This is a genomic window from Vibrio sp. qd031 (assembly GCF_002100145.1).
Taxonomy (GTDB): Bacteria; Pseudomonadota; Gammaproteobacteria; order Enterobacterales; family Vibrionaceae; genus Vibrio.
Map to the genome: position 1 here is coordinate 248382 of NZ_JXQD01000036.1, position 14668 is coordinate 263049.

A 14668-nucleotide genomic window follows, 5' to 3' on the forward strand; every position below is an offset into this window, starting at 1 on the left:
AATTGTCACTCTAATCTAACTTAGGTCGTACCATGCAGCTCCATCAATTAGTCAATACCATAGGTCAGGATCTCCAGCGTCGCTATGGTCAAAAAGTTCATAAGTTGTCACTCCACGGGGGGTTTAGCTGTCCTAATCGAGACGGTACGATAGGACGTGGTGGGTGCACTTTTTGTAATGTTGCCTCTTTCGCTGATGAAGCCACTCAAATCAAATCCATTCACGATCAACTGCAAGATCGGGCCGGTGAAGTTAAACGTGCCAAAAAGTATTTGGCGTACTTTCAAGCCTACACCAATACTTACGCTGAAGTGCAAGTGCTGAAAAACATGTATGAAGAAGCCTTAAAGGCTGCGGATATGGTGGGCTTATGCGTCGGTACAAGACCTGACTGTGTGCCTGATGCTGTATTAGAGTTGCTGTCTGGTTATGTTGAGCAAGGCTACGAAATCTGGCTTGAATTGGGTTTGCAAACCGCCAACAATGACACTTTAAAGCGAATTAACCGTGGCCATGATTTTGAGTGCTATGCAGAGATTACGCGCCGTGCGCGCGCTTTGGGGATTAAAGTGTGTACCCATTTAATTCTCGGGCTGCCAAAAGAGTCACGCGCTGACTATCACGATACGTTAGACAAAGTGCTTGAAGTAGGCACCGATGGTATGAAGATCCACAGCTTGCATATTGTCGACGGCAGCACCATGGGTAAAGCATGGAAAGCAGGAAGGTTGGATGTGATTAGCATGCAAGAGTATGTGGAAGCGTGCAGTGAACTTATTCGAAAAACGCCACCTGACGTTGTATTTCATCGCGTTGTATCTTCCGCTAAAAAGCCAGTGCTTTTAGCCCCTGATTGGTGTGAGAACCGTTGGTTAGCGATGACGGATATAGGGCGAAACCTAGATCAACTAGGTGCTCAAGGTAGTGATTTAGGTACGCCGTTTATTTATCAACAGCCAGTACTTACGTCAGCATAACTTCTCGGTTATTTTTGCCTAGATGTCACGCATTAGCTTTGACCACCTAAAATTTTTAATGTTTGGTGGTCAATGGCGCAATACCTCTCCACATCGCTAGCAATTTAGAGATCTAAACACCGCATTTATTTTTCAGTTTAGGTACACTGATCCAGTTCGATTTCAATGGATTGCTCGATGAAACCTATAAAAAATCTCGCTCAATATTATGTCGACCTGCTGGTCAAACTTGGCATTATCAAGTTTTCTATTCTTTTAGCCCTAGCGCTTGTCGCACTCGCTGTAGTGATTCAAGTGGGGATCACCATTGTTCTTAATAGCAGCGTATCTGACGTGGACATTATCCGTTCGGTGTTTTTTGGATTGTTGGTGACACCGTGGGCTGTCTACTTTCTTACGGTGGTCGTTGATCAACTGGAAGAGTCTCGTCAAAGACTGACTAAGTTGGTCGCGAAGTTGAGTGACATGAGAGACAGGGATCGCGAGCTTAATGATCAACTTCATCAAAAAGTGGAAGAGTTGAATAAACAAATCTCAGAGCGTGAAAAGTCCGAAGCGGCGCGCCTTGAGGTTATGGATGATCTTAAGCGGGAAGTGTTTGAGCGTGAAAAAACTCAGATTGAGCTAGCCGAGCGAACCGCGCTGTTGCGCTCCTTTATCGATGCGTCTCCCGACTTAACCTATTACCGTAATGCTCAGGGGGTCTTTTCTGGCTGTAACAAAGCGATGGAAGAGTTGACGGGGCGTAAAGAGAAAGAACTGGTGGGTCTTACTCCGTGGGATGTCTATAGCAAAGAAGTCGCGCAGCAAATTGTTGAGACCGACGATAAAGTCTTTAGCAACAATCAGGCGTTAACCTATGAGCAATGGCTGGAGTATCCCGATGGCCGTAAAGCCTACTTTGAACTGCGCAAGGTGCCTTTTTATGACAAAACAGGTCAGCACTTGGGGTTAGTGGGCTTTGGTCGCGACATTACCGAACGTAAAGAGCATGAAGACACCCTCGAAAAAGCCAGTCGAGACAAAACCACCTTTATTTCAACGATTAGCCATGAACTGAAGACACCGTTAAATGGGATCGTTGGGCTGAGTCGTATGATGCTTGAAAGTAAGCTGGATAAGCAGCAGCGTCACTACATGCAAACCATCAATGTAAGTGCCATCACTTTGGGTAATATTTTTAACGATATTATTGATATGGACAAATTTGACCGCAATAAACTCGAGCTGTTGCCTAAGCCACTGCAGTTTAAAGAGTTCGTCGCCGAAATGGAGAGCATTGCAGGATTAATGGGGGAGCAGAAAGGCTTGCGCTTTGATCTCGAAAGGTTAACCGAACTCCCAGATGTCATAGAGGTGGATGCGACTCGTCTAAGGCAAGTCTTGTGGAACTTAATCAGCAATGCCATGAAGTTTACAAAAGAAGGTGGCGTGGTCATGAGTGTTAGCGCCGACGTGAGTGGGCGATTGGCCTATATCCAGTTTGAGGTGGAAGATACTGGGATTGGGATCCCTGACACTGAAGTCGACAAAATTTTTGCGATGTACTATCAGGTTAAATCGGGCAAAGACAATTTGCACGCAATGGGTACCGGTATAGGTCTATCGGTGTCGCGAGAGCTGGTTAATATGATGGGCGGCGATATCGAAGTCAGCAGTGAGCTTGGCTTTGGAAGTACATTTACGGTTTCCATTGCGGTTCCTATTTCCAACGAAATATCGCTAGAAGTGGCCGATGAACAAGTTGACGCACTCAATATTTTTATGGTTGAAGACATCGAACTCAATGTGACCGTTGCGCGATCGCTCTTAGAGGGCCTAGGCCATCAAGTCACCGTTGCAATGACCGGTGAAGAGGCATTAAGAAAGTTTGAGCAAGGGTCGTTTGATTTAGTGTTGCTCGATATTCAATTGCCCGATATGAGTGGCTTTGACGTCGCTCAAGAGTTGCGTAATCGACACCAGCATTTGCCTCCATTGGTAGCACTTACCGCAAACGTACTCAAGGATAAAAAAGAGTATTTCGAGCGAGGTATGGATGAAGCGCTTAGCAAGCCGTTATCGGCAAAAGCGTTGAAAAAAGTTCTTGCGAGAGTCGGCAGCAGTGAAGTTGGGGCGTTGCTGTCGCAACCGAGCTATGAATACGAAGCATCAAATGATCATTTTGACACCGTCGTGGATATTGAAATGCTCAGCTCCTACATCGATATAGTCGGCAAAAACCAAGTTCTCGAAGGTGTCTCTGTATTTGAGAAACTAATGCCTGACTATACCTCGATACTTCAATCTAACCTCATCGCCAAGGATAAAGATGCCATTGTCTCTGAGGCGCACAAAATTAAGGGAGCTGCAGGGTCTGTTGGGTTGAAGCGTATCCAGAGCGTTGCTCAAAAAGCGCAATCTCCAGAACTCCCTGCTTGGTGGGAGAATATCGATGAATGGGTTGACGAGATTCGCAATAGTTACCAAAGTGACGTAGAGATCCTAAAACAGTGGATAGAACAAGCGTAAACTAGTGGGGTCGCGCCTGATTAGAGGAATGAAAAGATGAAGAAGATGAGTGTGATTGCGCTAGGTTGCGCTGCTCTACTGTCGGGTTGTATGGCTCCACCTCCAGCAGAAGTAATACCTGACCCTTTGCTACCAACGTGGAATCAAAGTGCAGAGCAATTGGTTGAGCACGATGGGCAAAGTGCTGTGGTAAAGCTTGAGTCGGCACTATGGATTGATTTGATGCCTAGAATAGGAGATGAAGAGTTCCCTAAGTTAAAAGGCTCACTGGTGCTAAGCTCTATCGATGAAATTCCTGCAGGGGTTGAAGTTCAAAGTCTGTTGTTTGCCTTTAACGGTGCTACATGGCAGATCAATGACTTTGAATTAGAAGCAATCAGTCCATCAATCTGGAAAATCCGTGTTAATGCTAATGTAGATGCGATGGATGTAGAGACTATGGATGTTGCGGTTGAGTTGAGTAACGAGCAGTGGTTAGTTGAACGCACAGTCAAAGTCGATAAAGTGTATTAAGCTCTTAGAGTGCAGTAATAAAAAAAAGAGCCACCAGGCTCTTTTTTCTTGTGAACTATCGATTATTGATCTTCAAACTCACCACAGAAGCGGTAGCCTTCACCATGGATGGTGGCGATAATTTCTGGCGTACCTGCAACCGACTCGAAATGCTTACGAATGCGACGGATAGTCACGTCAACAGTACGGTCGTGTGGTTTAAGCTCACGGCCTGTCATTTTCTTCAATAGGTCGGCGCGAGTTTGGATTTTTCCTGGATTTTCACAGAAGTGAAGCAGCGCACGGAACTCGGAGTGTGGTAACTTGTAGCTCTCACCTTGTGGGTTAACCAAAGAGCGGCTATTGATGTCTAGAACCCAACCGTTAAACACATACTTTTCGACGTTACGCGCTTCTTCGTCATCACTTTTGCTAGACATTGAACGGTTTAAAAGGTTACGAGCACGGATAGTCAGCTCACGTGGGTTAAAAGGTTTAGTGATGTAGTCGTCTGCACCAATTTCTAGACCCAGGATTTTATCGACTTCGTTGTCACGGCCAGTGAGGAACATTAACGCAACGTTTGCTTGCTCACGCAGTTCACGGGCAAGTAGAAGGCCATTTTTCCCTGGCAAGTTGATATCCATGATGACAAGGTTTACTGAGTTTTCTGATAATAGCTGATGCATTTGATCACCATCGCTGGCTTCAAATACGGTGTAGCCTTCAGCTTCGAAAATGCTCTTTAACGTATTACGTGTAACTTGTTCATCTTCTACAATCAGGATTTTTGGGGTATGCATTACTGGCACCTAGTATTCTAAAGGAATTTGTCTAACGAGTTAAATTTTAGGCAAAAAATCAACACGCGGGCAATCTATTTTTAACAATATAGCAAACTTTTCGCTTGCTGTTTTGTTTCAGATCACGCCATTCCCATCCGTGGTACTGTTTAAGATAATTACGAAACCGTTATTATCTTTCATTTTTGACTAACTTGATGGCAGATTTTACCTATGTAACAGCAGTTTAACAATCAAGAGTTGTTAATTTTTTTCACTTTATTGATTTAAATCAATAGAAACTTTGTAACAACTGCGCATGATTAATTAGGTTGGTGAATACACTCTAATTTTAAAAATTTATTCAAGTAATTGATGATTTTCTTGGATATTCAAAGAGTTTGTAGAATAGTGTATCAACATTAGTGCATAGTCATGTGCACTTACGTGCATGGAGCACGAATAATTGAATGGAGGATTTATGCAAGATATTTTACCGGATCTGTGTGATAAGTACGAAGGACACGTCTTACTCTGGGATATCCCATTACAAAACTTTGGTGGAAAATCAGCGTTTTTTGGTGAAATTGTTACGGTTCGATGTTTTCAAGACAACTCCAAAGTTCGCGAAGTTGTAACACAACCAGGCAAAGGAAAAGTGCTGGTGGTCGACGGTAACGGCTCCACCCAACGAGCTTTACTGGGTGATCAGGTCGCTCAGACAGCCATCGACAATGGTTGGGAAGGCATTATTATTAATGGTGCGGTACGCGATGTGGGTGAGTTATCTGAAATGCCGTTAGGTATCAAGGCGATTGGAGCCTGCCCATTTAAAACCGAAAAACGTGACATTGGTGAGATCAATGTCAGTTTGATGATTAATCGATTTTCGGTGCACCCAGGAGATTACATCTACGCGGATTGGAATGGGGTACTGGTGAGCAGTGAACCGTTAGAAGTTGTAGCCTAGTCCTACCGTAATACCCTGTTGCCACTCGTCATAATCGAGAGTGGCATGCAGGTTAAGCCCGTTACTCATTTCAAAATTACCCGAGACCTCGGCATTAAAAGAGGGCTCTTCAATCACCGCAGTATCGCCGGTGTACAGTGTACTGTTGACTGAAATCTTATGGTTGAACTGGTAACTGACACCACTTAAAAAACCGCGATCGGCCTCAGAGTCGGTATTCTTGATACGAGTACCCACGTAGAGATCAAACGAGTCAAATAAGTTGTAGGCATAACCACTGTCGATCTGCCAAACATCAAAGCCTTCGTTAGTTTGGCTTTTAGAGTTCATGAATACTTTGTGCTTGGATTCAGACTCTTCTATGTTCGGTAGGGTGGGTGATGCAAATATAGGAAAAGCAACAGCACAAGCGATGAACGACAGAATGTGTTTCAAGATGCGCTCCTTGCTGCTATTAAATAGACGATAAGTATGGCCTTAAGTGCACAATATTTCTACAACACAATCAAGCCTTTTTACAATGGATCACAGTTTTCCTGCATCTGGCTGCATTAGGCGCAACATTAATTGCCGTACTTAGAGTAACCATCAAGTTTGGGTTGGATGTATCATTCTTGTTCTCATAGTCTAAATGAAAGAAAATTCAATTATTGTTTGACTCAAGTATCCAAAGTAGGTATTCATAGAGGAAAGCAAAATATAATTGAAACACAACGCAATGATTTTAAACAGCCGCCTAATTACCACCATGATTATTACCGACACAGAGGATGTTGGGGCAGGCTGCTAAGCGAAATTTATAAAAAGGCCTGTATCCAACAAGATACAGGCCTTTTTTTTGAAATTTGAACAGGGAGAAAGGAATGAGAGTATTAAAGTTTGGGGGCTCGTCGTTAGCCGATGTAGACCGATTCTTAAGGGCTGCTAACATAATTGCGAATAACGCACAGCAAGAAGACATTGCGGTTGTATTGTCTGCTCCAGGGAAAACCACTAATAAATTAGTTGCTGTTGTCGAAACGGCATTAAATGGGCTCAATCCAACACCTCAAATAGACGAACTACGCCAAAGTTTCTCGCAACTGCTGGAACACGTTCGCGCTGAACTCCCAACCCTATCTTCTGCCGCTTATCTTGAACAGGTGGAAGAGTCACTGAGTCACCTCACTCAATTTGTTGAAGGTATTCGTTTATTGGGTATGTGTCCAAACAACGTTTACGCGCGCATAATTAGTAAAGGTGAGCGAATTTCAATTCAGTTAATGAAAGCGGTGCTGGAAGCAAAAGGCCAGCCAGCAAGTTTAATCGATCCAGTAAAATATCTGATTGCATCGGGCGATCATCTTGAAGCGTCTGTGGATGTTGAGAAGTCGACCATCAACTTTGCCACTCAACCACTAGAAGGTGGTGTTGTACACATCATGCCTGGATTTACAGCCGGTAATGAACAAGGTGAACTGGTTACTCTAGGCCGCAACGGTTCGGATTACTCAGCGGCAGTATTGGCGGCGTGTCTTCGTGCTGAGTGTTGTGAGATTTGGACCGATGTCGACGGGGTGTATAACTGTGACCCAAGACTGGTTGAAGATGCTCGTCTACTCAAATGTTTGAGCTATCAAGAAGCGATGGAGCTTTCTTACTTCGGCGCTTCTGTACTGCACCCTAAAACCATTGCACCAATCGCTCAATTCCACATTCCTTGCCTAATAAAGAACAGCTTTAATCCTCAAGGTGCGGGTACTCTGATTGGACAAGACACTGGCGAAGATAACTTACCAATTAAAGGGATCACAACATTAAGTGATCTAACCATGGTCAATGTCTCCGGGCCTGGTATGAAAGGCATGGTGGGCATGGCGAGTCGCGTGTTCGGTGCGATGTCAGCAGCGGGCGTTTCGATTGTGTTGATCACACAATCTTCGTCAGAGTATTCCATTAGCTTCTGTATAGAAGAAGCTGACAAAGTAAAAGCAAAACGCGCCTTAGAAGACTCTTTTGAGCTTGAGCTAAAAGACGCGCTTTTAGAGCCGGTAGAATTTATCAGCAATGTGGCCATCGTGACATTGGTCGGCGACGGCATGCGCACATCGAAAGGTGTGGCATCGCAATTCTTCGCTTCTTTAGCTGAGGTGAACGTCAACGTAGTCGCTATTGCTCAAGGTTCATCAGAGCGAGCTATCTCTGCGGTGATCCCAGAAGACAAAATTTCAGAGGCGATTAAAGCCTGTCATGAAAACTTGTTTAACTCTAAGCACTTTTTGGATGTGTTTGTCGTAGGCGTTGGTGGCGTTGGTGGTGAACTGGTTGATCAGATTGAACGTCAGCAAGCGATACTAAAAGACAAAGGCATAGTGATCCGCGTATGTGGTTTAGCCAACTCTAAAGGGTTATTAGCGGATCCTGCAGGACTGCCACTCGAGCAGTGGCGCGATCGCATGTCCAACGTGAGCGAAAAGTTCTCGGTTGCTCAATTGAGCTCAATCGTGCAACGTAATCACATTATCAACCCGGTGCTGGTGGACTGTACCTCAAGCGAAGATATTGCGGCTCAGTATGCCGATTTCCTCGCTGCGGGTTTCCACGTAGTGACGCCGAATAAAAAGGCGAATACGGCTAGCATGGCGTATTACCATCAACTGCGCGATGTGGCCCGTTCATCTCGACGCAAATTGCTTTACGAGACAACAGTAGGCGCTGGTTTACCGGTTATTGAGAACCTACAGAACTTAATCTCTGCCGGTGATGAGCTTGAACGCTTTAATGGGATTCTCTCTGGGTCGCTCTCTTTTATCTTTGGCAAGCTAGACGAAGGGATGACCCTAAGTGAAGCAACCAATGTAGCGAAAAGCAACGGCTTTACTGAGCCTGACCCACGTGATGATCTTTCGGGAATGGATGTTGCCCGTAAATTGCTTATCTTGGCTCGGGAGGCAGGTATGTCTATTGAGCTAGAAGATGTCATTGTCGATCAGGCATTGCCACCAGGTTTTGACGACTCTGGTAGCATCGAAGAATTTATGGCTCGCTTGCCAGAAGCCGATGCCTATTTCTCTGGGCTACTTAATCAGGCACGAGAAGAAGGTAAGGTATTGCGATACGTCGGTGAAATCGCCGATGGAAAGTGCCGCGTGAAAATCGCTGCTGTCGACGGTAACGATCCAATGTATAAAGTGAAAGACGGTGAGAATGCGCTGGCGTTTTACAGCCGCTATTACCAACCGATTCCACTGGTCCTTCGCGGTTACGGTGCCGGTACTGAAGTCACCGCTGCGGGCGTATTTTCGGACGTAATGCGTACCCTTGGATGGAAGCTAGGAGTGTAATATGGCTGTAAAACAAAGCGTTGTCGTTTACGCACCAGCGTCTATCGGAAATGTGAGTGTCGGCTTTGATGTGCTAGGTGCTGCAGTGTCTCCTATCGATGGTACCTTGTTAGGTGACCGAGTTATGGTAGAAAGTTCTGAGCAGGAGTTTGAGCTCGCGGCAGTAGGGCATTTTGTCGATAAGTTGCCAGCGGATCCTAAAGAAAACATTGTCTATGATTGCTGGCGGGTGTTTGGCCGTGAATTAAGTCGTAAGCGTGTGCCGTTATTGCCCCTCAAGATGACACTTGAAAAGAACATGCCTATTGGGTCAGGATTAGGGTCTAGTGCATGTTCCATTGTTGCCGCACTCGACGCGCTTAATCAGTATCATGATAAACCGCTTGATGAAACAGAACTGCTCGCGCTAATGGGCGAGATGGAAGGCCAAATCTCAGGTGGCGTGCATTACGATAACGTTGCGCCTTGTTATCTTGGTGGATTGCAGTTGATGATTGAAGAGCTAGGGATTATTTCGCAGTCAGTTCCGAGTTTTGACCAATGGTATTGGGTTATGGCGTACCCTGGTATTACGGTATCTACGGCTGCCGCGAGAGAGATTCTTCCCGCACAATATCGTCGCCAAGATATCATTGCTCATGGTCGTCACTTGGCTGGGTTTATCCACGCAAGCCATGCGGGAGAACCAAAGCTTGCGGCTAAAATGATTAAAGATGTGATTGCCGAACCCTACAGAGAGAAATTACTGCCAAACTTCGCTGGAGCAAGACAGTTTGCTGCGACAGCCGGCGCTTTGGCTACCGGAATTTCAGGCAGTGGCCCCACGCTATTTAGCGTGTGCGATAATGAAGATATCGCGCAACGAGTGGCAAGCTGGCTTGCCGAAAATTATGTTCAAAATGACCAAGGATTCGTGCATATTTGTCGATTGGATAAGCAAGGGTCTGTCGTAACAGGAAAGGAATTATGAAGCTGTACAACATCAAAGAAAATGACGAGCAAGTCTCATTTGGACAAGCGGTTCGCCAAGGACTAGGCCGTAATCAGGGTCTGTTCTTTCCAAGCCAATTGCCATTTTTTGACGACATTGACAGCCTGCTGGCGGAAGATTTTACTTCTCGTAGCAGCAAAATATTGTCGGCACTGATTGGAGATGAGCTACCTGAGCAACAAGTCTCAGAGCTGGTGAATGCGGCTTTTCAATTTCCAGCACCAATCAAATCAGTCAAAGACGGCGTGTATGCGCTAGAACTTTTCCACGGTCCAACGTTAGCGTTTAAAGACTTCGGTGGGCGTTTTATGGCGCAATCACTGGCTGCGGTATCCGACGGTGGAAAAATCACCATACTAACGGCAACCTCTGGTGACACTGGCGCGGCAGTCGCCCATGCGTTTTATGGCATGGACAATATCAACGTGGTGATCTTGTATCCAAAAGGAAAGATCAGTCCATTGCAAGAGAGCCTATTTTGTACTTTGGGTAAAAACATTCATACCGTCGCCATTAATGGAGACTTTGATGATTGCCAAGCGCTGGTTAAAAACGCGTTCGATGACGAAAAACTGCGTCAGGATATTGGCCTAAACTCAGCGAACTCAATCAATATTAGTCGTTTGATGGCGCAAATTTGTTACTACTTTGAAGCCGCTGCGCAAATGAGTAAAGCAGAGCGAGAAAACTTGGTGATTTCTGTACCAAGTGGCAACTTTGGTAACCTAACTGCAGGTCTACTTGCGAAGGCGTTAGGTTTACCGGTTAAGCGCTTTATCGCCGCAACTAACGCAAACGACACAGTGCCTCGTTATTTAGAAACAGGCCAATGGGATCCTAAGCCAACAGTTGCGACAACATCCAACGCAATGGATGTAAGCCAGCCAAACAACTGGCCGCGCATCGAAGAGTTGTGCCGTGTTAAGGAGTGGGGATTAGAGACATTAGGAAAGGGCGCGGTCACCGATACGCAAAGTGCAGAGTCGGTGAAGGAGCTTCACGATCTTGGCTATCTTTGTGAGCCTCATGGCGCCATCGCTTACCGAGTGTTGGACCAGCAGTTAGCAGAAGGTGAAACGGGACTGTTTTTATGTACCGCACACCCTGCGAAATTTAAGGAAGTGGTGGACGATATTCTAGGTACGGACATCGATTTACCTGGACCACTTGCAAAACATGCTGCAATGGAGCTGCTCTCTGAAGAGCGCGACAACGATTTTGACGCGTTAAAAGAAGTGCTTTACGCCGCGCATAAATAACATCACGCTCAATGAATTATCTAGCCCTATGGCATTTATGCCCTAGGGCTTTTTTTATTTAAGTAGTTGCTTCACCGCGATTTTAGCGACTTTAGGCGCACCTTTTTTGACCGCTTTGCCTCCTAGCTTGCCCGCGCGTCTTAACTGGGTTTTTAGCGCAGTGCCTCGCTTGATAGCTTCTATTCGTTGGCGATTATGTTGAACCTGTATGGCGTGCTGAAGCTCCTGTTGTAAAAGCTGCTTTAGCTCTAGGACACCCATGTTGACTCTGTCAGGTGCAATGCATAATGGCGCACTGACATCAGCGTTTAGTAGCTCATGATTGTGCTTAACGGCAGCTGCAATTACCTTAGCTTTAGCACTGGTTGGGTTGCTAAGGTCATAGGGAGGGCTCCATTCTGCTTGTGGAGATAGCCTATCCACTTGATTCACTATGGCAATAATTCGTGGCTTCTTGCGCGAGATATTTTCTGGCAGAGTGTAGAAGTGATTGATCATCTCAAGTAACTGCGAATCTAAAGCTCTTGCAGGTTGATTCGCCTTTAATACCCACAGCACGATATCGGCGTGGGTCACCTGCTTGAGACTCTGTTTTGCGGTCTTCGCATCACCATCGAGTCCTTTTTGGTCGACGATTTTAACCGTGGCATCGTCCAATACAGTTTGATACACCGCATGCATATCGGTTGAGGGCAATGGGTCGACTTCTGCGATAAGTTCTTTTTGCATCGCATTGATTAATGAAGATTTACCACTACTTGTTTGGCCAACCAGCACAACGCGTATCGGCTCTGGCTCTACTGGCTGATATCGTTCGTCTTCTTCGGCGATGGTGGAGTCTGTTATGTCATCATCGTCTAGGCTAAATCGACCACTGTAGAGATCGATAGCGACCGCTGCCACCTCATCTAAGAGAAGCTTCTTGGCCTTCAATTGCATTTCGTCGGCCAATCCACGAGTCATCGAAGACGTTGCTTGCTGTTTACCGATATCAGAAAGGACTTTCGCGGGATTAAAATAGAGGTTCTTCGCATGGTTAGCCCATATTGCGGCAGTCACCACGTTCTTGCCTAGCTCGCCATATTTATCGTAGGCGTCATAACCTGCTCGAATGTATGAGATTTTCATGAGTTCAATAGCAGGGATATGTTCATTGACGGTTAACCGGTATCGCCGGCTGATCTCTTCAAACAGTTTTAACCCTTCAGGGATAGAGAAGTCGAGGGTCGACTTTTCGAACTCGGTGGCAACGGCTTCCAATACATTGATACTCGCAGTATCCATTTCTGACCAAGCGAGTTCGCGATTAAGTTGCTCCTCAACCACGTGTTGCGCGTGCTGCCATATACGTTGCTCGTTCTCAGACCAATCGGGATTTAGTGCAATATCGACTTCGTCAGCGGGGGGCTCATTGTGTTCTTTTTTTGCAATCCAGAATAGCGGTAGGGCAACGAGCAAGGTGCTAATGGTGGTGATCAGTGATAGTTGCAGTAAGTATCCATGCTGAAAGGCCAACACGATCCCATACCCCATCGTTATAAGCACAGGAAACAACAATGAGATGAGCGTAATGCCGATGCGCCCACCAGAAATTGCGGCCAGAAATCGATAGAGATTAGTGATCTTTTTCATAGCCAGATGCCTTTTTACCTCGTTTTAGTGCGTCGCGATAGAGCGCTTGTAGCTCTTCAGGGTTGGGCTCTTCACCACTGCTCTTCTTGTAAAAATAGTAGCAGGCTGCTCGACCTATCGCGTATGTGGTGCCAAAACTAATTGCAGCAGCAGCGGCGGCGGCAACGGTTTGTCCCCATCCAGGTATTAACTTGGGGACTTGTCTTGCACCCAGCTTAACAGCGTATTGAACCGCAAAACTGCCCCCCATACAGCCAATGAGCTCAGAAAAGGCACGCTTATTCCACTCTACACCATATTGGTTGGCTAAGCTGTGCAGCAGTTTTGCCTGTATAGCCGGTACGGTGACCAGCCCAACGGCGGGAAAGATATCGGTGGTCGCTGCGCTTCCGGCATACCACAGTACTTCATTTTCCAATGCTTTAAAGTTTTGCTGTTCAAGGGATGCGTGTTCAGAATGGTTGGCCATGAGGCCAATGACTGGAATTTGCGCAGCAAGCTGCTCAATCAGTTGAGGGTAATGATAACACTCGGTGCTGTTAGGACTGACACTGGTCTGCTGCTCTGGGTGTGCATCTAAAGGGGCAAAGTCTACTTCAATGCTGCGCACGTTAGCGCCCCAAAGGTGAGTGATTTGCTGAGTGTTAAACGCAACTTGGCGCTCTCTATCGGCTTTGGATGAGGATAAGACCGCCGTATGAACCAACAGTAATTGAGTCGACCCTAGCCGCTTTTTCACCTGTTTCAATGCGGCAAGTAACGCACTTTGTTCGGGATCGTCCGCTTTTACAAGTACTACAATGCCGTGACTGCCGCTCAAAGCTTGTTCTATATCGTGACTGGCGTCATACCCGGACTCAGCCAAACCTCTTGTGTCCATAAATCGAAGTAATGGGCTCTGCTTTGGAAACGTGTAGCTGGATGCTGTAAGCGTGCAGGGTTCAAATCCATTGCCGATTTCGATATGGCTTTCACCGGTTATGGCATGAACGAGTGAGGATTTCCCTGATCCTGTTTTACCTAAAAGCCAAAGAGTAGGAAGGTGCTGGCGCTGAACATCACGCGCTTGGGTTAGATCTGGGTTTTGACTCGGGTTAATCGCATTTTTTATCTTTTCGAACATGCCTACTACTTCCACCTCTTAAGGTCGTACAGAAGGCCAAATCAGCCAAACTGATCTCGCAAAGACTTACTGTATAAAATTCTGCTGCGCAGTGATAGTACTAGGAGAGCGGTATTCGATAGGGGAGGTCTTAAACAAAAAAACGCCCGGCAGTTGCCGAGCGTTTTGAATGGGTAGTGACAATTACAGACTTTCTGTGAAAGTACGTGCAATAACGTCTTTTTGCTGCTCTGTAGTGAGAGAGTTAAAGCGTACTGCATAGCCTGATACGCGAATAGTGAGCTGTGGGTACTTCTCTGGGTTGTTTACAGCGTCTTCTAGCGTTTCACGTTTTAGAACGTTAACGTTTAGGTGTTGACCACCTTCAATCTTAGGCGCTTTTTCGATAGCCACTTCACGGCTTTCGTACTCACCTAAATCGGCAGCTGGAACAACTTGATCAGCTTCAAAGCCGGCTACAGCTGCAACACAGCGTGCTTCGTTTTTGTCTGAATCGATTAGCCAAATTGAGTTTAGTAGATCATCGTTGGCTGCTTTTGTAATTTGAATACCTTGAATCATGGTTCACTCCTTTCCTGTATAGGAAGTTTAACTAGCTGTTAAGAATT

General features: G+C 45.9%; 12 protein-coding genes and 1 other annotated feature. Of the genes, 7 read left to right on the top strand and 5 right to left on the bottom strand.

Features of this window, described 5'->3' with window-relative positions:
• Positions 1–32: 32 nt before the first annotated feature.
• The 3 genes from ST37_RS19430 to ST37_RS19440 all read left to right on the top strand — a co-directional run bounded on the left by ST37_RS19430 (position 33) and on the right by ST37_RS19440 (position 4001).
• Complete coding sequence (locus ST37_RS19430; RefSeq protein ID WP_084889197.1) at positions 33–977, top strand: TIGR01212 family radical SAM protein; 945 nt, start codon at positions 33–35, stop codon at positions 975–977.
• A 177-nt stretch (positions 978–1154) separates the two neighbouring features.
• On the top strand, positions 1155–3488 hold the full coding sequence (gene arcB / locus ST37_RS19435) for an aerobic respiration two-component sensor histidine kinase ArcB (RefSeq protein WP_084889198.1): 2334 nt from the start codon (positions 1155–1157) through the stop codon (positions 3486–3488).
• Between the two features lie 36 nt (positions 3489–3524).
• A complete protein-coding gene (locus tag ST37_RS19440; RefSeq protein WP_143698255.1) occupies positions 3525–4001 on the top strand; it encodes a hypothetical protein in 477 nt (158 codons plus the stop codon).
• Positions 4002–4063: 62 nt separating this feature from the next.
• Here ST37_RS19440 and arcA read toward each other — a convergent pair whose 3' ends face one another.
• On the bottom strand, positions 4064–4783 hold the full coding sequence (arcA, locus tag ST37_RS19445; RefSeq protein WP_084889200.1) for a two-component system response regulator ArcA: 720 nt from the start codon (positions 4781–4783) through the stop codon (positions 4064–4066).
• 460 nt (positions 4784–5243) lie between these two features.
• Between arcA and ST37_RS19450 the strand changes: the two genes are divergently transcribed.
• Positions 5244–5732, top strand: coding sequence for a putative 4-hydroxy-4-methyl-2-oxoglutarate aldolase (locus tag ST37_RS19450; protein WP_084889201.1), 489 nt, complete (start codon positions 5244–5246; stop codon positions 5730–5732).
• Here the strand turns inward: ST37_RS19450 and ST37_RS19455 are convergent.
• Positions 5715–6167 carry a hypothetical protein gene (locus ST37_RS19455; RefSeq protein ID WP_084889202.1) on the bottom strand — a complete coding sequence of 151 codons (453 nt, stop codon included), beginning with the start codon at positions 6165–6167 and terminating at the stop codon, positions 5715–5717. The two genes, ST37_RS19450 and ST37_RS19455, sit on opposite strands and share 18 nt — an antisense overlap.
• A gap of 290 nt (positions 6168–6457) precedes the next feature.
• Positions 6458–6572: a sequence feature (Thr leader region), on the top strand.
• Positions 6573–6595: 23 nt separating this feature from the next.
• Between ST37_RS19455 and thrA the strand changes: the two genes are divergently transcribed.
• Genes thrA through thrC form a run of 3 tightly spaced genes read left to right on the top strand, consistent with a single transcriptional unit; the run spans position 6596 to position 11305 of the window.
• Positions 6596–9055: a bifunctional aspartate kinase/homoserine dehydrogenase I gene (gene thrA / locus ST37_RS19460; protein ID WP_084889203.1), complete on the top strand. Its 2460-nt coding sequence runs from the start codon at positions 6596–6598 to the stop codon at positions 9053–9055.
• Position 9056: 1 nt separating this feature from the next.
• Positions 9057–10025: a homoserine kinase gene (thrB, locus tag ST37_RS19465; RefSeq protein WP_084889204.1), complete on the top strand. Its 969-nt coding sequence runs from the start codon at positions 9057–9059 to the stop codon at positions 10023–10025.
• The gene (thrC, locus tag ST37_RS19470) at positions 10022–11305 is read left to right on the top strand and encodes a threonine synthase (RefSeq protein WP_084889205.1); all 1284 of its coding nucleotides are present in this window, start codon (positions 10022–10024) and stop codon (positions 11303–11305) included. Before thrB ends, thrC begins: the two co-directional genes overlap by 4 nt.
• A gap of 54 nt (positions 11306–11359) precedes the next feature.
• Here thrC and ST37_RS19475 read toward each other — a convergent pair whose 3' ends face one another.
• The 3 genes from ST37_RS19475 to grcA all read right to left on the bottom strand — a co-directional run bounded on the left by ST37_RS19475 (position 11360) and on the right by grcA (position 14621).
• Complete coding sequence (locus ST37_RS19475; protein WP_084889206.1) at positions 11360–12937, bottom strand: GTPase; 1578 nt, start codon at positions 12935–12937, stop codon at positions 11360–11362.
• Positions 12921–14060: a GTPase gene (locus ST37_RS19480; RefSeq protein WP_084889207.1), complete on the bottom strand. Its 1140-nt coding sequence runs from the start codon at positions 14058–14060 to the stop codon at positions 12921–12923. The genes ST37_RS19475 and ST37_RS19480 overlap by 17 nt, the downstream gene beginning before the upstream one ends.
• A gap of 183 nt (positions 14061–14243) precedes the next feature.
• Positions 14244–14621: an autonomous glycyl radical cofactor GrcA gene (grcA, locus tag ST37_RS19485; RefSeq protein ID WP_084889208.1), complete on the bottom strand. Its 378-nt coding sequence runs from the start codon at positions 14619–14621 to the stop codon at positions 14244–14246.
• Between the last annotated feature and the right edge of the window lie 47 nt (positions 14622–14668).

Excerpts from the sequence above, each read along its gene's own strand:
- ST37_RS19450 (WP_084889201.1), top strand. The coding sequence starts at position 5,244 with ATGCAAGATATTTTACCGGATCTGTGTGATAAGTACGAAGGACACGTC.
- thrA (WP_084889203.1), top strand. The coding sequence starts at position 6,596 with ATGAGAGTATTAAAGTTTGGGGGCTCGTCGTTAGCCGATGTAGACCGA.
- ST37_RS19430 (WP_084889197.1), top strand. The coding sequence starts at position 33 with ATGCAGCTCCATCAATTAGTCAATACCATAGGTCAGGATCTCCAGCGT.
- grcA (WP_084889208.1), bottom strand. The coding sequence starts at position 14,621 with ATGATTCAAGGTATTCAAATTACAAAAGCAGCCAACGATGATCTACTA.
- ST37_RS19480 (WP_084889207.1), bottom strand. The coding sequence starts at position 14,060 with ATGTTCGAAAAGATAAAAAATGCGATTAACCCGAGTCAAAACCCAGAT.
- ST37_RS19440 (WP_143698255.1), top strand. The coding sequence starts at position 3,525 with ATGAAGAAGATGAGTGTGATTGCGCTAGGTTGCGCTGCTCTACTGTCG.
- thrC (WP_084889205.1), top strand. The coding sequence starts at position 10,022 with ATGAAGCTGTACAACATCAAAGAAAATGACGAGCAAGTCTCATTTGGA.
- arcB (WP_084889198.1), top strand. The coding sequence starts at position 1,155 with ATGAAACCTATAAAAAATCTCGCTCAATATTATGTCGACCTGCTGGTC.
- arcA (WP_084889200.1), bottom strand. The coding sequence starts at position 4,783 with ATGCATACCCCAAAAATCCTGATTGTAGAAGATGAACAAGTTACACGT.
- ST37_RS19475 (WP_084889206.1), bottom strand. The coding sequence starts at position 12,937 with ATGAAAAAGATCACTAATCTCTATCGATTTCTGGCCGCAATTTCTGGT.
- thrB (WP_084889204.1), top strand. The coding sequence starts at position 9,057 with ATGGCTGTAAAACAAAGCGTTGTCGTTTACGCACCAGCGTCTATCGGA.